18 protein-coding genes are annotated in these 17562 nt (G+C 43.5%); 10 read left to right on the top strand and 8 right to left on the bottom strand.

Annotated features, from left to right (window positions below; translation table 11 throughout):
* Nucleotides 1–120 precede the first annotated feature (120 nt).
* Nucleotides 121–1224, top strand: coding sequence for an RNA-guided endonuclease TnpB family protein (locus tag LYNGBM3L_RS04340; RefSeq protein ID WP_075873657.1), 1104 nt, complete (start codon nt 121–123; stop codon nt 1222–1224).
* A gap of 543 nt (nt 1225–1767) precedes the next feature.
* The gene (locus LYNGBM3L_RS04345) at nt 1768–3279 is read left to right on the top strand and encodes a reverse transcriptase domain-containing protein (RefSeq protein ID WP_009148815.1); all 1512 of its coding nucleotides are present in this window, start codon (nt 1768–1770) and stop codon (nt 3277–3279) included.
* Nucleotides 3280–3737: 458 nt separating this feature from the next.
* On the opposite strand, the gene LYNGBM3L_RS04350 is transcribed toward LYNGBM3L_RS04345, so the two are convergent.
* The 4 genes from LYNGBM3L_RS04350 to ovoA form a co-directional block, all read right to left on the bottom strand.
* A complete protein-coding gene (locus LYNGBM3L_RS04350) occupies nt 3738–3953 on the bottom strand; it encodes a hypothetical protein (protein ID WP_008179557.1) in 216 nt (71 codons plus the stop codon).
* Nucleotides 3954–4106: 153 nt separating this feature from the next.
* Nucleotides 4107–4265, bottom strand: coding sequence for a hypothetical protein (locus LYNGBM3L_RS42780; RefSeq protein ID WP_008179558.1), 159 nt, complete (start codon nt 4263–4265; stop codon nt 4107–4109).
* A gap of 47 nt (nt 4266–4312) precedes the next feature.
* The gene (locus LYNGBM3L_RS04355; RefSeq protein ID WP_008179559.1) at nt 4313–4537 is read right to left on the bottom strand and encodes a DUF433 domain-containing protein; all 225 of its coding nucleotides are present in this window, start codon (nt 4535–4537) and stop codon (nt 4313–4315) included.
* 130 nt (nt 4538–4667) lie between these two features.
* The gene (ovoA, locus tag LYNGBM3L_RS04360; RefSeq protein WP_008179561.1) at nt 4668–6032 is read right to left on the bottom strand and encodes a 5-histidylcysteine sulfoxide synthase; all 1365 of its coding nucleotides are present in this window, start codon (nt 6030–6032) and stop codon (nt 4668–4670) included.
* A gap of 35 nt (nt 6033–6067) precedes the next feature.
* Here ovoA and LYNGBM3L_RS42785 point away from each other — a divergent pair, with 35 nt between their 5' ends.
* Nucleotides 6068–6232 carry a hypothetical protein gene (locus tag LYNGBM3L_RS42785; protein WP_008179563.1) on the top strand — a complete coding sequence of 55 codons (165 nt, stop codon included), beginning with the start codon at nt 6068–6070 and terminating at the stop codon, nt 6230–6232.
* A 106-nt stretch (nt 6233–6338) separates the two neighbouring features.
* Here the strand turns inward: LYNGBM3L_RS42785 and egtD are convergent, their stop codons facing one another.
* Nucleotides 6339–7370: an L-histidine N(alpha)-methyltransferase gene (gene egtD / locus LYNGBM3L_RS04365; protein WP_008179564.1), complete on the bottom strand. Its 1032-nt coding sequence runs from the start codon at nt 7368–7370 to the stop codon at nt 6339–6341.
* 439 nt (nt 7371–7809) lie between these two features.
* On the opposite strand from egtD, the gene LYNGBM3L_RS04370 reads away from it, so the two are divergent.
* Together LYNGBM3L_RS04370 and LYNGBM3L_RS04375 are read left to right on the top strand one after the other, a co-directional pair.
* A complete protein-coding gene (locus LYNGBM3L_RS04370) occupies nt 7810–8559 on the top strand; it encodes a 2OG-Fe(II) oxygenase (RefSeq protein WP_131827244.1) in 750 nt (249 codons plus the stop codon).
* Nucleotides 8560–9017: 458 nt separating this feature from the next.
* Nucleotides 9018–9518 carry a DUF427 domain-containing protein gene (locus LYNGBM3L_RS04375; protein ID WP_008179569.1) on the top strand — a complete coding sequence of 167 codons (501 nt, stop codon included), beginning with the start codon at nt 9018–9020 and terminating at the stop codon, nt 9516–9518.
* 129 nt (nt 9519–9647) lie between these two features.
* Here the strand turns inward: LYNGBM3L_RS04375 and hemH are convergent, their stop codons facing one another.
* Entirely contained in the window at nt 9648–10811 is a 1164-nt protein-coding gene (gene hemH, locus LYNGBM3L_RS04380; protein WP_008179571.1) for a ferrochelatase, read from the bottom strand.
* A 107-nt stretch (nt 10812–10918) separates the two neighbouring features.
* Here hemH and LYNGBM3L_RS04385 point away from each other — a divergent pair, with 107 nt between their 5' ends.
* The gene (locus LYNGBM3L_RS04385) at nt 10919–11545 is read left to right on the top strand and encodes a class I SAM-dependent methyltransferase (RefSeq protein ID WP_008179574.1); all 627 of its coding nucleotides are present in this window, start codon (nt 10919–10921) and stop codon (nt 11543–11545) included.
* Nucleotides 11546–11717: 172 nt separating this feature from the next.
* On the opposite strand, the gene msrP is transcribed toward LYNGBM3L_RS04385, so the two are convergent.
* A complete protein-coding gene (gene msrP / locus LYNGBM3L_RS04390; protein WP_008179577.1) occupies nt 11718–12707 on the bottom strand; it encodes a protein-methionine-sulfoxide reductase catalytic subunit MsrP in 990 nt (329 codons plus the stop codon).
* Between the two features lie 603 nt (nt 12708–13310).
* Between msrP and LYNGBM3L_RS04395 the strand changes: the two genes are divergently transcribed.
* Entirely contained in the window at nt 13311–13685 is a 375-nt protein-coding gene (locus LYNGBM3L_RS04395; RefSeq protein WP_008179579.1) for a hypothetical protein, read from the top strand.
* A 20-nt stretch (nt 13686–13705) separates the two neighbouring features.
* Here LYNGBM3L_RS04395 and pdxA read toward each other — a convergent pair whose 3' ends face one another.
* On the bottom strand, nt 13706–14806 hold the full coding sequence (pdxA, locus tag LYNGBM3L_RS04400) for a 4-hydroxythreonine-4-phosphate dehydrogenase PdxA (RefSeq protein ID WP_008179581.1): 1101 nt from the start codon (nt 14804–14806) through the stop codon (nt 13706–13708).
* A gap of 162 nt (nt 14807–14968) precedes the next feature.
* Between pdxA and petM the strand changes: the two genes are divergently transcribed.
* The 3 genes from petM to LYNGBM3L_RS04410 all read left to right on the top strand — a co-directional run bounded on the left by petM (nt 14969) and on the right by LYNGBM3L_RS04410 (nt 17403).
* Nucleotides 14969–15073, top strand: coding sequence for a cytochrome b6-f complex subunit PetM (gene petM, locus LYNGBM3L_RS35300; RefSeq protein ID WP_063747919.1), 105 nt, complete (start codon nt 14969–14971; stop codon nt 15071–15073).
* A gap of 222 nt (nt 15074–15295) precedes the next feature.
* Nucleotides 15296–16273 (top strand): SDR family oxidoreductase, encoded by a 978-nt coding sequence (locus LYNGBM3L_RS04405; RefSeq protein WP_008179584.1) that lies wholly within the window; start codon nt 15296–15298, stop codon nt 16271–16273.
* A gap of 212 nt (nt 16274–16485) precedes the next feature.
* Nucleotides 16486–17403, top strand: a complete 918-nt coding sequence (locus tag LYNGBM3L_RS04410) for an NAD(+) kinase (protein ID WP_044492265.1) — start codon at nt 16486–16488, stop codon at nt 17401–17403.
* Nucleotides 17404–17562 lie beyond the last annotated feature (159 nt).

Below are 17562 nucleotides of genomic sequence, written 5' to 3' on the forward strand. Positions count from 1 at the left end.
GGTTAGAAGTTACCGTAAGAGTAGTGCAGCCTTTATAGTTGGTAAATTATGCAGCATAGGGTAAAGGTTTTGTAGTAAGGCTGCACTACTCTAAGGTTTCATCTCCGGTCAGTATCAACGGTGGAAAAATCCTGGTTCTCGACCAGCCTGAAAGCTGCCCCGAATTGGAACTTACAGCAGATCTTCTCTCCATCATTCACGTCTTCTCTTGCAGAGTCCACGGACTCCGGAAATACGGCAAAAAAATCAAAGAAGATTCGAGTGTTCCTAAGTCCTGAGCAACGTTCCATGATAAAAAGATGGTTTGGAGTGTCTCGCTATGTCTTTAACAAGACCGTAAAAATTATTCAAAGTGGAGAAGTTAAAGCCAACTGGAAAGCCATTAAAACTGGCATCTTAAATGACCTTCCTGATTGGTGCAAGACAGTGCCTTATCAAATCAAATCTATAGCGATTAAGGATGCTTGCACCTCCGTCAGAGAAGCCAAGAAAAAGTACAAAAAAACTTCACAAATCAACCGGGTAAAGTTTAGGTCTAGGAAAAATCCTACTCAGTCTTGTTACATCCCAAAATCGGCGGTTTCATCTAAAGGAGTTTATCACACAAAATTAGGGGCACTAACCTTTGCTGAAGCACTCCCTGAAAAAATTTGTGACTGCCGATTGGTTAGCAACAACGGAAATTATTATTTAGTAGTTCCTTACACTACTACTCAAGAAAAGACCGAAAACCAAGGTAGAGTAGTAGCTTTAGACCCTGGCGTTAGAACTTTCTTGACGTTTTTCAGTGAAACTTATGTTGGCAAAATTGGCCAAGGTGACTTCTCGCGAATCCAGCGATTATGTCATCACCTAGATAGTCTTATTTCAAAAATAAGCAAAGCCAAAGGTAAGCAAAAACGTCGAATGAGGAAAGCTGCTAGAAGGATGGTAATCAAAATCCAAAATCTAGTTAACGAGCTTCATCATAAGGCTGCCAGATTTTTCGTAAATAACTTTGACGTAATATTACTCCCTACTTTTGAGACATCTCAAATGTCCAAGAAGTCAAAGCGAAAAATCAGGTCTAAGACAGTGCGCAATATGTTATCTTTTGCTCACTATCGGTTCAAGGAATTCTTAAAACACAAGGCGATTGAGAATGGAAAAATAGTAGTGGATGTATGTGAAGCATATACCAGTAAGACTGTTAGTTGGACTGGTGGTGCGGCTCGTTCTTACTAGGAGCCTCTAGAAACTAGAGGGGTATGAGTAAGGGGAATCGTGAGGGTAACACCCTCAAAAGATTTCTAACTATCTATTGGATGGCGGTGAAAACCCGCCCCTTGAAGAGATAAGTGACTCCCTATCTGGCCACACCGAGCAGGGCGACATCCCTACAGAGTGAAGCTGGCACCAGGGCGCAATCAGTTGAAAAGAAGCAGGTAACAACACTGGCGCTAAAGGGGAGGTGACATGGTTAAACAAGTCCTAGAAAAATGTCCTACCAGCCTACCATAACCTGAAAAACCAATATGGAATGTATCCTCTACTCTCACAGCGTCTTCTCCAGAATAGCTGTAATCTCCGAGAGGAGGATGGGCAAATTGGACTGACCTAAATCACCACAACAATCTAATAGATGGAACGAGTAAAAACGGCAGCAACACGAGGTCTAAGGAACGGTCGAAACCCTAGTAAGTTATGTCAAACTTAATCCCTCCTGCCGGGTAGGATGTGACCGAAAACTGGTCACGGGTATCAAGTATATAGACTTTGGAGAAGAGCATGGGTAGACACAGCAAAAAAGCTAGTGACCTTTGGAAAGGGCAACAGTGGAAGAAACTTCGCCAAAACCTTTTTCGCCTACAAAGACGTTTATATAAAGCAGTTCAAGCTGGAAACCTGAGAAAAGCCAGGTCTCTACAGAAACTGATAATGAAATCCCGCTCAGCACAACTACTGGCCATCCGTCAAGTAACACAGCTCAACAAGGGTAAGAAAACCCCCGGCATTGATGGTAAGTCATCCCTCACATACCGGCAGAGATTAGAGCTACTTGAGCTATTGAACCAATATGGCTCCGACTGGAAACATACTGGACTACGGGAAGTCCCGATAGCCAAGAAGAACGGGAAAACGCGAATGCTGAAAATCCCGACAATCGCTGATAGAGCATGGCAATGTCTAGTGAAATACGCCCTAGAACCTGCACACGAAGCTACCTTTCACGCCCGGAGTTACGGGTTTAGGACTGGACGAAGTGCGCACGATGCCCAAAAACACGTGTTCAATAACCTGAACTCAAGTTGCAACGGCATCACAAAAAGGGTCATAGAACTAGACATCAAAAAGTGTTTTGACCGCATATCACACAGCTCCATAATGGATAGACTGTTAGCACCGGCATCCATAAAACAGGGGATTTTTAGATGTTTAAAAGCGGGCGTCAGTCCGGAATTCACGGAGCAAGGAACACCCCAAGGAGGTGTGGTCAGCCCACTCTTAGCCAACGTGGCACTAAATGGAATTGAAAGCCTACACCAATCAATCCGCTACGCGGATGACATGGTAATATTCCTGAAACCTAACGAAGACGCTCAAAAGGTGTTAAAAAAGGTCAAGGAATTCTTAACTGAACGCGGAATGGAAATCAGCGAAGAAAAGACCAAAATAACTCACTCGACAGACGGTTTTGACTTCCTGGGCTGGAACTTCCGAGTCCAGAAAAATGGAAAGTTCCGAAGTATTCCCTCAGCGGAAAACCTAAGAACCATCAAAAAGAAGATTAAAGCCGTGGCCAACAGCTCGAACTATGGTGCAAAAATAAAGGCTGAAAAATTAGCTCCCATAATAAGGGGCTGGAGAAATTACCACCGGAATTGCAAGATGGACGGCTCCCGAAACTCTCTGTGGTTCACTGCAAAGAGAACAGAAGAGAAATTCAGAAAAGAGAAGAAAATCAATCGATACGAATCCGAAAGATTAGTAAAGAAAGCATTCCCGGCGGTGAAATATAAGGAAAACAAGCATATTAAAGTCAGGGGCACCAAGTCCCCCTATGACGGAGACTTGGTGTACTGGAGCCAAAGGAACTCTGGACTCTACGATAATGCTACTTCCAAAGCCTTGAAGAAGCAAAACCATTGCTGTGGACATTGTGGTCACAAGTTAATAGGCAACGAATCTGTACACCTTCATCACCTAGATGGAAACCACGACAATTGGAAACCAAAGAATTTAATGGCGGTTCACCAGAGCTGCCACCAATACATACACAGCAGCCAAAAAGATACTTAGGAGCCGTATGCAACGAAAGTCGCACGTACGGATTTGTAGGAGAGATGCTCCCCTTAATAGGGGACATCGACTCTAACAATTGGTCAACGTTGGTGGAAGCAAGATTATTAGATCGAAGATTGATGGCCGGATAATGGATTGACCTTTGGTCACGCTTTCGGCAAAGCCGACGCTGCGCGAACGCGAACGGGACATCAATGGCGCACGAGGAATATTTCTTCGTGCCTTGGTAGATACACCCTGGCTGAAAAATCAGCTTGCATTGGCGGGCTAGAGTCTGCTTGGTAGACTTTAGTAGCTAAAAAGTATCGGAAGCGTTCCCGTATCAGTGGTCAAAACCATCACCAGAATCCTGACTAAAGGGGATAACGTTTAGGGGAGAATTGCTGCGCTATATTCGTGGTTGCTAAGGGTCTGTTGGGAGAGCGGTTTTTAGGTCTTTTGGATATCGTTCAGGATTAGCCATGATCTTGAGCTTTGGCAGCCTGTAGCACTTTTAACATCGTATCCGCTGCCTCAACCGCATCATAAGGCGACCACACTGGGTAAGACTGGTCAGGTTTAATTAAATCAGTTTCTTGTTGGGCTAGTTCCGAAATCAGAATCTGTATGATATAGAACTTGTCTGAGCGACTCAGTTCTCTCAACGTCGAGATTAGTTCTGATGAAACCATATAAACACTCCGCTCAAGTCGAGCGTACCTTTCTATTCTAATAGTCCTCGTCCGCTGCCATGAAGTTTTTTTTCCTGGACTTCAGTATCTATTAAGGCTTAAATTTATTTAACTTTATAAGTCCAGATTTCTAAACAAGTCTTCAGGTTAGTATTAGGGTGGGGATAATATCGCTCTCCACGCTTTATTAATTGCCATTGACCCAAGTAGAAGGATTGATTTACCTGTTTCTACTGCAACTACTACTGTATTTATTGTTATTGATAAAATTGCCTGCTTATAATATTCGTTTTTAACTTCATCATTTTCCATGACCTCATCAACCCGCTCCTTTCTATAGACATTTTATGCACGAAGTTTCACAAAGATACCACGAATAACTTTTTCTCACCCTCTGCTGCAAAAGCAAGACAGGCTTTGATGTCTTCGGACGTTAGTTCAGAAAAATCTTCTAGAATTTCTGCTTCTGTCATTCCCCCGGCCAGATATTCTAAAATGTCGTAGACGGTAATGCGCATGCCTCTGATGCAGGGTTTACCACTGCGTTTTCCAGGCTCGATGGTGATGATGTGGCGATAGTCCATAGTTTGTTAGTCTTGTGTTATTTAACTCAATGTTAAAAGAAGTCCCACAGCTCCGGTGTTGATAGCTGATAGCACCTCAAGTAGCATCTCAAGTAGCGCATATGCTTACACCTTTTTTTACAACAAAAAGCTATGAAGCAGCAATTCTAAACCCAGCATGTTGGTAGAAGTAGGGACGGAACCAGTTACGATAGAATGTGGATGCTTCTGTTCCAGTAGTCACCCAAGCACCACCAAGCATCATGTTATGTTGGGTATCAAAAAACGGAGCAGAATAATCTTCATAGAGCCGATGGGGCTTGAATCCTGGTAGCGGCTTGAAGTCATCACTCAGCCACTCCCATACATTCCCCCGCAGGTCATAGAGTCCAGTAGGACTTTTAGCAGTTTCTAACATACCCACTGGGCTAGGTGAGCCAAACTTGAGATTTAGATTGTAATCCTCTATCCCAAAGGGGTCTTGCTGGAAATTTGTGCTACTTTCATCAAGCTCAGCAGTGGCAATATTCCACTCTGCTTCACTCATCAAACGAATCCCTTTACCCTTCCAACGACAGTAAGCCATGGCTTCATGATGATTCACTTCAACGGGCCAATCGAGAGGTAGGTCAATCTCGTCAAACAGCGCTCGATAATTGTAGCCACAGTTGTCGCCACCATTGCTAGGTATCCAGAATTTAGGGTGCTTAATATTATAGGTTGTCTTCCAAATCCAGGATTCTTTATCCCAGTAATCTGGATTATCGTAGCCATTATCATTGACAAACTCCAGAAATTCTCCGTTGGTAATCAGATACTGACTGGCTAAAAACGGTTTAACCTCTACCGAACGATTGCCATATTCACTATCCCAGCCATAGATAGGATAATCCTCTGGTTTACCAAGTGCTACCGAACCCCCAGAAACTTTGAGCATTTCATTCTTGGAAACCTTGCCATTAGAAACAGCATAATTCCAGCTGTCAGGACGTTCAAGCCGCTCTACAGGCAGTTGTCGGATCAGCATCGAAGAGGTTTCAAAGTGGATGCGACTGTGTTCAATTCCCATCATCAGCGCCCAAAGAGGATGATTTTGATGAATTGGCAGATTCAGAGGAGTCTTTTCGATAGTTTCTATAACCACCCCATACACTTGATCTCGATACCGCCAAACCTCTTCCACTTTCGGCCAGTGGATATCTTTGGTTGCTTGATCGAGTTCTTCAGGAGTTTCCGGGTCTACACCAATCTCAAACAGGATTTCATAGTTAGGATTAATGGGTTTATCCAATAACCCAACCCCAAGGAATTTATTGATGTAGAAGACAGCAGAGTGACCCAAATAGAAAATCAGACGGTTTCTTAAGGGGTCGGGACTGATATAGAATGTTTCTTCCCCAACCAGACTTTTCATCAGAACATCTTCGAGTTCCCATGAATTCTTAAAGTAATTGATAATAGTTTCGCTATTGCAGGTGTCAAGGCGAGGGAATTGAGTAGATTCGAGAGTATCCATCCTTTGAGTTCCAAATACTATTCTTCAACTTAGGGGTGTCTATATTCAGCGGTCAGCGGTCAGCGGTCAGCGGTCAGCGGTCAGCGGTCAGCAGTCAGCGGTCAGCGGTCAGCAGTCAGCAGTCAGCGGTCAGCAGTCAGCGGTCGGCTTATTTTATTCAAAAACTGTTCGGTGTAGCTTGGCCACAGGCCTTTGCCTGAAAGCTGATAGCTGATAGCTGATAGCTGAAAGCTGAAAGCTGAAAGCTGAAAGCTGATAGCTGAAAGCTGATAGCTGAAAGCTGATAGCTGATAGCTTACACGTCGATTACACAGTCTGTATCTGACACAGGAGTAAACCAAACCATTGCTTAATATCAGTCCAAGCCTGAACTGTTTTTAGTCCCCGATCGTTTAGATAGTGCTCCATCTGCTCCACATTGAATTTGCGAGAAATTTCTGTAAGCATGCTTTCTCCTGCTTGGAACTCAACCGTTAAATCCAGGCTGGCTAAGCGCACAACATGGGTCTGCTGGCAATGTAAATACATCTCAATCTGAGTTTCCGATTGATTATAAATCGCCTGATGGGTAAAGCGATCGAGGTCAAAATTTCCTTGGAAACGCCAGTTCAGATGTGCCAGCATATTCAGGTTAAATGCCGCAGTCACCCCCTGAGTATCATTATAGGCAGCTTCCAGAATCTGCTTGGGTTTTTCTAAGTCAATGCCCAGCAAAAAGTAATCTCCTGGTGCTAGTAAAGCTGTCATTTTCTCAAAAAAGCGATCGCACTGTTCAGGAGGAAAATTCCCCAAGCTACTACCCAAAAAGAAAACCATCCGACTAGGTAATGGTGTTGGAGTTAATTGGCTCAGGGCGTGTTCATAGGTTCCGACCTGACCCTGAACCTTTAACTTGGGATAATCCAGCAACAGCTGCTTGGCACTCTCTTCAAGAATCTCCCCACTGACATCAATAGGAACATAGCGCAAAGGATATCCCTGGTTTTCATAGGCATCCAACAACAAGCGAGTCTTGGTAGAGCTGCCACTACCCAGCTCCACCAATTCGCAAGCTCCCGTCAATTGGGCTACTTCTACAGCATACTGTTGTAAAATTTCTGCCTCTGTGCGGGTGGGATAATATTCCGGTAACTCGCAGATTTCCTCAAATAATTGGGAGCCTTTTTGATCGTAAAAGTAACGAGGTGGCAAACATTTCGGCGTTTGGGTTAATCCTCGAATGATATCTTTGCCATCATCTGTTGCAGTAGGAAGGTTGGCACTCCCGAGATAGTTAATTCCTAGGCGATCCTCACTGAATCTCAGATTCTTTGTGGTCTCTTGAAAAGTTGTTGACATAATACTCTTTTAATTTTAGTTTTCCAAAAACAGTTTTCTAAAAACAGTACATTTATACTGCTTAACCCATGTTCGGATTAGCACCGGTTAAGAGTACCATAATTTTTACCAGTTTTAAATAGCTCTTACTTTGGGTTCGCTGTCCAAAGTAAGAGCTATACTTTGTCGATTTTGCCTGAGGGCAGGGCAAACCCATCTAAATTAGTTTGACAAATAAGCAAGAGTATGATCAATGAAAGCTAAGTTAACTTGATGGCCAAATTTTATGGCCAAATATGATATAATGAAATCATCACTAATTTTTTTTTTTGAATACAGGCTCTTTCCACTGCTAAATGCTTCCTTTCCCAAAGATTTTAATTAACATAACAAGTACGTAATATCCAAATTTATTTAATACTACAAATTTTTTATAGGCCATAAATCAACATTAATGATTATGAAAAACACTGATATTCAAATAAAAAATATCTCAGATTTAAAAAGATTAGGTTATTTAATAATTGATAATTTTTTGACAATTAGGGAATGTGAAACCCTTTTAAAAACAATCGCTAATTATCGACAAAAAAAATATGAAGTAACTGAAGTTTATCGACCTTTTAAAGAAAGAGATCTTCGATATTTTGTAATTAATGGGCAACAAATTGAGAAATACTTACCTGAAGTATGGCAGTTATACGAGAATGTCAATCTATTAGTGAACAAAGTCAGTAGTCAGGTTCTATTTCCTCTTAGTAACAAATTACCAGCAGTTAACATTAACATCATTAAACCAGGTGGAGAGTATCGATGGCACTATGACAGAAATGCTGTTACCGCCTTACTATATTTAAATTCAGTAGAAGGTGGGGAACTAGAAATGTATCCTAACTATAGGCTTAGGTTTGGCAGGAAAAACCAACAATTCACCTTTATACAAAAGTGCTTGGATGCTGTAGTAAAGCTTAAGTTAATTCGATATTTTTTTGGTAAAAAAGTATTTATCAAACCTCGTCAAGGGATGATAGTGATTATGCAAGGAGACAAATGTCTTCATAGCGTGAAAGCGTTAGAAGGTGAACAAGAAAGAATTAATGTAGTGATGAGTTACGACTTTCCAGGAGTGGAGTTTATTGTAGAGAAGGGGCTAGATTCTTACTTGTATACGAATCAAAAGGGAATTTCTTCAGATCCAAATTATGTATAGGGTTCCTAGAATCACCTGTAGTGGTACACAAGTATTGATTTTAGTTTCCTTTACTTTGACCAAACCCTAGCCAAACCACAGCAATAATAGGCGATTTCTTACAAACTGACAAAAAAGTGTTAAATATAACAAAAAATGAAACTACTGTATTTTTTGGTTGTCCACCATCTTACTTAACAAAAGATTTTTTACAACACTGCAAAATAAACTAAAAGAATGTATTCAAAGTAGATTACTTGTTTTAAGTTCGATATTAAAGAATTACGGAGACAATGTTTTTTTATTTAAAAATAATGATTATACAAGCCCAGGTGCATATCTTTTGACAAGAGTGGTATTTGCACCTAATGTGTACAATGAATTTTTGGACAATACTGCGGAATGAAGACTTTCACCAAAATACTACTCACTCTTATTCCACACCATGAAGTTGTATATAGTCTAATATAACTGAGGACATGAAACCAAGACCAACTCCTATCCCTCCCAGTCCAGGTCAAGAATCTGTTTGGGATTATCCTCGCCCTGCCATTTGGGAAGATACAACTAAGCATATCCGAATCATTTTCAATGATATCGTTCTAGCTGAGACCAGACGAGCTAAACGAGTGCTGGAAACAAGCCATCCCCCCATATACTACATTCCCGCTGAAGACATTAAGTTGGAATATCTAATTGAAACACCACGTCAAACCTGGTGCGAGTGGAAAGGTAAGTGTTTATATTACAATGTTGTTGTGGGTGACAAACAAGTAGCTAATGCAGCTTGGCGTTATTTTCAGCCAACCCCTCATTTTACTGAAATTAGAGACTACTACGGTTTTTATCCTCGTCCAATGGATGCTTGCTATGTGGATGATGAGTTAGTTATACCCCAAGCTGGCAATCTTTATGGTGGCTGGATCACCAGTGATATTGTTGGACCTTTCAAGGGAGAACCAGGAACAATGGGTTGGTAGATGGGTTAGTAGATTTGGTAGATAGTGGGTGATATTTGGGAGCAGTCGAGGGGGACGATTACTTGCCCCCCCTCCCAATTAAATGTGCTAGATCTAGACTTGCCCGTTTCTGTTGTAACCTGAAGAAATTTACAACAACCCAGCAAAATGTAGCGGTCCAGTACCACTAATCAACTCCAACAGTAAAGCAATAAACCCAATCATAGCCAGACGACCATTCCAAACTTCTGCTGCTGTAGTCATGCCCCACTCCCAGCGCTCTGGAGGGTAAATTTTGACTGTCTCTGGGGGACGAATTACCTCAGAGAGTTCACGGCTGGGTGATTCGAGAGCGTCAACTACCAAAGTTGTCAAAGACTCAATAAACAGGGGATGGGTATTGAGGGCTGGTACCCGCTCAAACTGCTTAATCCCTGATTCTTCTGCTATTTCTCGATACTCAATGTCAATTTCTTGCAGGGTTTCGATATGTTCCGAGACAAAACTAATCGGGACTACCAGCAAATCTTGAGTATTCTTAGCTCCGAGTTCTTGCAAGGCATCTTCGGTGTAGGGTTGGAGCCATTCTACCGGACCAACCCGACTTTGATAGGCCAGAGTATGGGGATTGGGGCGGTTGAGGGTTTTCATAATTAAGGCAGTGCAATCCTCAATTTCCTGCTGATAGGGGTCTCCAGCTTCTGTGACATAGCTGATCGGGACACCGTGAGCACTAAAGAAGATATGAACTTGATCAGGATTAGAAAACTTATCGAGTTCCTGAGCAATTAAATCAGCCATGGCTTGGAGGTATTGTGGCTGCTGGTACCAGGAGGGAATGACTGTGTGTTCAATCTTGCTCAGGTCTGGGTCTTCTGTCCACAGATTTTCTAGCAGACGGAAGCTAGAACCACTGGTGCTGATAGAAAATTGGGGATAAAGCGGTAGAATAACTAAGCGTTCGATGCCATCCGCTTTGATGGTTGCGATCGCTTCTTCAGTGAAAGGATGCCAGTAACGCATTCCCACATAGACACTGACCTCTTGCCCTTTCGTTTGCAAATGTTCCTGGAGGGCTTGAGCCTGGGCGTCTGTAATCTTCCGTAGAGGGGAACCACCGCCAATTTGCTTGTAGTTCTCCTGGGATATCTTAGCACGCTTAGTCGAGATTAGCCAAGCCAGGGGTTTTTGCAGCCACGGAAAAGGCAGGCGAATGATTTCCGGGTCAGAAAACAGGTTGAATAGAAAGGGACGAACATCCTTTAACTGATCTGGCCCACCTAGATTAAGCAATAATACCCCAACACGACCCATAGTTAACACAGCTTCCCATAACTTTCATATTTGTTACTGATTTTAACAATATATTTTTTAACTTAAATTTGCAACAAGAAACACAGATCTTTACGAAGGAGTGAGTAGTGGCAACAGTTCTTAGAGCTTGGAGTTATCAGTACCAATGGCTGTATGATAGTATTTCCCGGATCGCGGCTTTGAGCGTGGGTGGAGAGAGACGATTCCGCCAGCTACCGTTACAGGGCTTAACAATTCATTCAGGAACCAAGGTGCTAGATCTCTGTTGCGGCAGTGGTCAGGCAACCCAGTTCTTGGTGGAATTGTCTGAGCATGTCACAGGTTTAGATATTTCGCCACTATCCCTAGAGCGAGCGCGGCGGAATGTTCCCCAGGCCAACTATGTAGAGGGTTTGGCTGAACAGATGCCATTTCCAGATGCTCAATTTGATATAGTTCACACCAGCGCCGCACTCCATGAAATGACCCCTGAGGTGTTGCAGCAGATTATTCAGGAAGTTTACCGGGTGCTTAAACCAGGAGGAGTATTTACCCTAGTGGATTTGCACAAGCCAACTAATGTTTTGTTTTGGCCAGGGTTAGCGGTATTTATGTGGTTGTTTGAAACCCAAACAGCTTGGCAATTACTGGAGACTGACTTGGTCAAAGGGCTTGAGGAAGTGGGGTTTAAGGTATGCGATCGCTCCTTGTACGCAGGTGGTAGTTTACAGGTGATTCAGGTGACCAAAGGGTAAAGGCCGACAGTAACCAAAAAACCTACCCGAAGGGAAGGCCAAGGGCGATCAACCTTCAACCTTCAACCTTCAACCTTCAACCTTCATTTTTAAACCTTCAACCTTCAACCTTCAACCTTCAAACTTCAACCTACCCTACACCTAACGCCAAAGGCGAACAACCAAATAACCTTCAACTATACAGCTGACCTACATATTCCCCATAACCGTTGTAAAGTAGGGTGGGTCGTTTGTCCCAGGATAAGTTAGGACCGCTACTGATGAATTTTTCTGTAGCTTGTGACCATCTGGGGTGAGGCTTATTGGGGTTAACATTTGCCTCAAAGTCATATTCATAGGAATTAATAGTATTCCAGTAGGTAGCTGGCTGGTTAGCTAAAAACTCGACTTTGACTATAGATTTTGCTCCTTTAAAACCATATTTCCAGGGCACTACCATGCGAATAGGAGCACCATGCTGCTTGGGTAATAGATGACCGTAAATACCAATAGCAAAAAATGCTAGTTCGTTAGCCATTTCCTCAACACGTAAACTTTCGGTATAAGGCCAAGGTAAGGAACCAAGGTGTATGCCTGGACCAATAGTAATTTTGCGGTCATAATAGGAGGTAAATCGCACAAATTTAGCCTCTGAAGTAGGTTCTACTGCTTTGATCAGCGCTTTCATGGGAAATCCGATCCAGGGTAGCACCATTGACCACGCCTCTACACAGCGGAAGCGATAGATCCGCTCTTCGATGGGAAATTTAGTTTGCAGATCATCTAGGTCATAGGTTTGGGGATTTTTGACTAATCCCGTCACCTGTAGCTTCCAGTCTTTGGTTGGTAAATTTTGGGCTGCTTGCCAGATCGATTTACTGCCGCCAAATTCATAAAAATTGTTGTACTGTCCAGCAAGATCCTGATCAGTGATGGGTCTGTCAACACTGGCAAAAGCTGGATTGGTTGCTAAGGATTTTAACTTAGGTTGATTTAGGGTTTCCACAAGAGCTTTGTCTGAGGCAGAAGAGGAAGCTTGACAACCAAGAATTGAGAGCATTCCAGTGCCTAGGCTGGCACCAACTAAATTTTTGAGAAAGCGACGTCGGTTAGAATAAGCCGTTTCTGAGGTGACTTGTTGCTCTGGCAGTTCCCAGGACTTTGGTACACGAATGATGGTCATAAAGTAAGTGATATTGTTGACGGTGAGCTTTTAGCAGTCAGCCTCTGAGGCTCTGGAGCTTATTTAAGCATTCAGCAGTCAGCCGTTAGCCGTCAGCCAAACGCTAGTGCGTGGCCATAGGCCAAGGCTCACGCTACGGGAACAGCTTTCCGTAACAGACATTAAACGAATGCTTACCTGTTTTCTTGATGCAAAGCGCGAGTGGGGGAAACCCCCGCAGGTCGGCGCTGCATCGCTTATTCAAAAGCTGTTCCCTTAGCTTGTCGATAGCCCATAAGCTGATAGCCCATAAGCTGATAGCACCTCAAGTAGCTTGCGTGGCACAGGCTTCGACGCTGTGATGTAGCGCATTAGTTGATAGCTGAATGCTTACGAGCTTATAGCTGGCAAGGGTAGCTTTTCAAGTAGTGCCTTGACTGATAGCGCCAGTTAAAAGCTTAAGTTATACTTGTGCCAAGTATAGTTAATAACTATAGTTAAAATTACTACCGCTTATTTTTTTTTATAAGGATGTATTAGGATGCCAGATTAATGTCATGACTACTAAAATAAAAATAAATAAATAAATAAAATAACGTAAATAAAAAAACCAGGAGAAAGCTGATGATCCGTAAAACACTAGTTATAGTAGGAATCGGCTGGATAGTTGTGGGATTGGTACCTCTTGCCTATGCTCAGTCAGGAGCGCAGTCTAGTGAGCCAAGCGGTTCAGTAACCCTGTCTGGTGACACCCTCCGCCAAGTTAATGGTCGCACGGTCTCAGACGATTATGGCACCTTTTTCCCAACATCACTAGAGCTGGAGGAAAAGGAAGGCTTAGGTAACAATTTACAGCCTAAGTTCAAGGTTGGTTCAAGTGACAATGTAGACATAGTTTTTGGGGATACCATCCAGCAGGAAGAACTTAATGTGTTTCCTCAATCCCCAACTACTCGCAATACTCAAAAAGTCCAGTTGGCGGTTCCACTAAGAGAGTAAAGGTTGACTAAAAGTTTGTTCTAAGCACTGATAGCTAAAGGGTTACTCAACCTCTGGTTCACCAGTTCAGTAGCTAGGCTAATTGCAGCCTTCATGCTAGTAGCGTTAGCAATGCCAAGACCGGCAATATCAAACGCTGTGCCATGATCAGGAGAAGTACGCACAAAGGGTAAACCGATGGTAGTATTGATCGCTCTGTCAAATGCCATGAGTTTGACAGGAATTAAGCCCTGGTCATGATAGAGTGCCAAATAAGCATCATGAGCATTATCAGCGTACTGCTGGTGGTTGCCGTACCAAGCCTGACCAGGTTTTACCCAAAGAGTGTCAGGAGGTATTGGTCCATCTAATTGGATAGTCGGGCGTTGCTGGCGCTCTTGCTCTAGCCAGGGAATCAGCCAATCTTGTTCTTCACAACCTAGCTGACCCTGCTCACCACTATGAGGATTTAACCCAGAAATCGCGATTCGAGGTTTGTTGATGCCAAAATCACTAGCCAAACAGGCGATCAGTAAGTCTAGTTTACTCCCCATCAATAGTGGCGTTAAGGTATTTGGGACTTGACTTAAAGGAATATGTGTGGTAGCTAAAAGTGTACGTAGCACCCAACCACTATGGGGCGATCGCGCTACGAAGAGCATCCCAAATTGTTTGACACCAGAGTAGTGGGCTAGCACTTCAGTTTGACCAGGATAATCATGTCCTGCGGCTTTCCAGAGAGACTTGGCAATGGGTGCGGTCACAATACCATCAAACTCACCACGTTGGGTGAGTGCGATCGCATTTTCCAGATACATAAAACTAAGAGCACCACTAGCAGCATTACCAACACCTGGGGTTATTTGAGGCCGTTGTCCGTAATCCAACTCAATGTCAAGGATTGATAATGTCTCTGGGGAAGCTAAAGTAGCTACATCTTCAATCCCCTGCTGACTTAGCTGGGTGTAAGCCCCATTCAAGAGGTACCGACTGCCAATCACGGTTATCTCACAATTCCTAGTGACTTGGGAATCTGCCAATGCCTTGAGGACAACTTCTGGTCCAATGCCTGCCGGATCTCCCAAGGTCACCGCTAACCTAGGACGCCTTGGTGGTGAGTTAAGTTTTCCTGTCAAAGACATGTTCTGATGGTTTGTTGACAAGTCTGACATAATTCGTAAACACTCCAGTACCCTAACCCCTTTGCTGGAATACTCTTGCTCAGGATTTCCATAGGATTGCTATATTCTCGCACCCTAGTCATGATACCTTGTAACAAAAGTACATAGGAGATCATAAAACTAATGGGTACAGAAATTTTCAATGCAGCGTTTTTGTCCTTCACCCTGATTCTTGTGGGTTTGGGCTTAGGCTTCTTGCTACTCAAAATCCAGGGAGTGTCAGAATAGTTTCTAGTGAATGGGTTATGGGGTAACGGCTGTGGGGTTTGGTCAAGAATTCTGGCACAGTTTTCTTTTAAACCAATCACTTATGCTGTCTTAGCCTAAACCCATTCTCCCACACCCCTCACCTGATGGCGTTGCCTATTGAATACCAGAAAAATGAGAGATCGACAAAATTTCTGATAGAATCTTATAGAAAGTTTAAGATTCCTTACTAAAATTACTATAATGAACTTGTTGGTCGTCGGTGCAACTGGCACCTTAGGAAGACAGGTGGTTCGTCGTGCACTAGACGAGGATCATCAGGTACGCTGTCTTGTACGCAGTCCACGAAAAGCTTCTTTCCTTAAAGAATGGGGAGCAGAACTAGTACAAGGAGACCTGTGTGTTCCAGAAACCCTACCAAAAGCCCTGGAAGGGATCACAGCTGTCATTGATGCGGCAACATCGAGACCAACAGATTCTCTGACCATCAGACAGGTAGACTGGGAAGGGAAAGTTGCCCTCATTCAAGCGTCTGTGGCTGCTGGTATAGAAAGATATGTCTTTTTCTCAATTCTGGGAAGTGAGAATTTTGCTCATGTCCCACTGATGGAAATAAAGCACTGTACAGAACTATTTCTGGCAGAATCAGGATTGCCACACACAATCTTGAAACCAAGTGGCTTTATGCAAGGCTTAATTGGTCAGTATGCGATCCCCATTTTGGATGGACAGGCGGTTTGGATTACAGGAGAAACCTCTCCCATCGCCTATATGAACACCCAGGATATTGCTAAGTTTGGCATTCGTGCTCTGGAAGTTCCAGAAACAGTAAATCAGACATTCCCGGTTGTGGGAACCAGAGCCTATAGTACCTACGAAATCATTAACCTGTGTGAGCGGTTGTCCGGTAAAGATGCTAAAATAGCCCGACTCCCAATAAATTTTTTGCGGGGTATGCGGCGATTCGTGAGATTTTTTCAGTGGGGCTGGAATGTGGCAGATCGGCTTGCCTTCACTGAGGTGCTAGTGAGCGGGAAACCGCTGGATGCACCGATGGATAAGGTATACGAGGTCTTTGGCCTAGACCCTAAGGAAACCACAACTTTGGAAGAATATCTACAAGAATACTTTAACCGGATTATGAATAAGCTCAAAGAAATCGATTACGAGAAAGCTAAAAAGAAGTCTAAGAAGAGGACTCCTTTTAAATCTAAATCCTAGATATTTCCTGGAAAATCGATAAGCGGGAGGTTTTGGGGAGCCAGTGCAGCAAAAGTGCTTCTCGACGGGGCTTCCAAGGTGCGGATGCCAGCCTGAGCACACAGCCGGTTCCCATAGCGCGACTGCATCAAGACAGTAGCTGATTAAATCACAATTGTCCATGATGTTTCAGATAATTTAATCCAAGTAGTTCAAGACGGGGACTGGTGAGTATACCAAAAGCAGGCATTATCTACAACGACCTTAAACCAATGGCTTGTAGCGTTGCTGAAGAGTTGCACAACCAATTGAGGACTGCGGGTTGGGAAGTGTGTATGGCGACAGGGGTTGGGGGAATTCTGGGTTATTCGAGTCCTCAATCACCAGTGTGTCATACACCAATGGACAAACTAGCCCCCCCTGGTTTTGATGACCAGATGGCTTTCGCAATTGTATTGGGGGGAGATGGTACAGTACTAGCGGCTTTTCGCCAATTGGCTCCCCAAGGGATCCCTGTGCTAACGGTGAATACAGGTCACATGGGTTTCTTAACAGAGACCTATGTCAATCAGTTGCCTTCTGTCTTGGAGCAGGTAATGGCAGAAGAGTATGCTATAGAAGAACGGTCCATGCTTTCTGTGCAGATCCTGCGAGATGAGACGATTTGGTGGGAGGCACTTTGTTTAAATGAAATGGTATTGCACCGGGAACCTTTGACGAGTATGTGCCATTTTGAGGTACAAATAGGACATCACGCACCAGTGGATATTGCAGCTGATGGTATAATAGTCTCAACACCCACTGGCTCTACTGCCTATTCTCTAAGTGCTGGAGGACCAGTATTAACTCCTGAGGTGCCGGTGTTGCAACTGTTGCCCATCTGTCCCCATTCTTTGGCATCTCGGGCATTAGTCTTTGCCGACACAGAGCAATTAACCATTTTTCCCGCTACTCCCAATTCGATGGTGATGGTAGTTGATGGCAATGGTGGTTGCTACGTCATACCAGAAGATAAAATAAAAGTTAAGCGATCGCCTTACTCCGCTCGATTTATCCGTTTGCAAGCACCAGAGTTTTTCAGGGTTTTGCGAGAAAAGTTGGGGTGGGGATTGCCGCACATTGCTAAACCGACCTCTGTGGAGTTGCCTTAGAGCGTACATCCATGTCAGAAAGTTTTGTCAACTAGTATTCTCGAGCTGGGGAGCTGGGGATATAGGTAAACAAAACAATCAGGATTTTCTAGATCAGGATTTTCTGTATAGGCTTTCCTCCAGCTGAATTGAAGAAAGCCAGGCCATGGGAAGGGGGGT

Source organism: Moorena producens 3L (assembly GCF_000211815.1).
In the GTDB taxonomy this organism is placed as follows: Bacteria; Cyanobacteriota; Cyanobacteriia; order Cyanobacteriales; family Coleofasciculaceae; genus Moorena; species Moorena producens.

Bases quoted from the DNA above. Each gene is read 5' to 3' on its own strand.
- petM (WP_063747919.1), top strand. From the start codon at position 14,969: ATGGGTACAGAAATTTTCAATGCAGCGTTTTTGTCCTTCACCCTGATT.
- LYNGBM3L_RS04345 (WP_009148815.1), top strand. From the start codon at position 1,768: ATGGGTAGACACAGCAAAAAAGCTAGTGACCTTTGGAAAGGGCAACAG.
- LYNGBM3L_RS42780 (WP_008179558.1), bottom strand. From the start codon at position 4,265: ATGGAAAATGATGAAGTTAAAAACGAATATTATAAGCAGGCAATTTTA.
- LYNGBM3L_RS04370 (WP_131827244.1), top strand. From the start codon at position 7,810: ATGAAAAACACTGATATTCAAATAAAAAATATCTCAGATTTAAAAAGA.
- hemH (WP_008179571.1), bottom strand. From the start codon at position 10,811: ATGGGTCGTGTTGGGGTATTATTGCTTAATCTAGGTGGGCCAGATCAG.
- msrP (WP_008179577.1), bottom strand. From the start codon at position 12,707: ATGACCATCATTCGTGTACCAAAGTCCTGGGAACTGCCAGAGCAACAA.
- LYNGBM3L_RS04350 (WP_008179557.1), bottom strand. From the start codon at position 3,953: ATGGTTTCATCAGAACTAATCTCGACGTTGAGAGAACTGAGTCGCTCA.
- LYNGBM3L_RS04395 (WP_008179579.1), top strand. From the start codon at position 13,311: ATGATCCGTAAAACACTAGTTATAGTAGGAATCGGCTGGATAGTTGTG.
- pdxA (WP_008179581.1), bottom strand. From the start codon at position 14,806: ATGTCTTTGACAGGAAAACTTAACTCACCACCAAGGCGTCCTAGGTTA.
- LYNGBM3L_RS04405 (WP_008179584.1), top strand. From the start codon at position 15,296: ATGAACTTGTTGGTCGTCGGTGCAACTGGCACCTTAGGAAGACAGGTG.
- egtD (WP_008179564.1), bottom strand. From the start codon at position 7,370: ATGTCAACAACTTTTCAAGAGACCACAAAGAATCTGAGATTCAGTGAG.
- ovoA (WP_008179561.1), bottom strand. From the start codon at position 6,032: ATGGATACTCTCGAATCTACTCAATTCCCTCGCCTTGACACCTGCAAT.
- LYNGBM3L_RS04375 (WP_008179569.1), top strand. From the start codon at position 9,018: ATGAAACCAAGACCAACTCCTATCCCTCCCAGTCCAGGTCAAGAATCT.
- LYNGBM3L_RS04355 (WP_008179559.1), bottom strand. From the start codon at position 4,537: ATGGACTATCGCCACATCATCACCATCGAGCCTGGAAAACGCAGTGGT.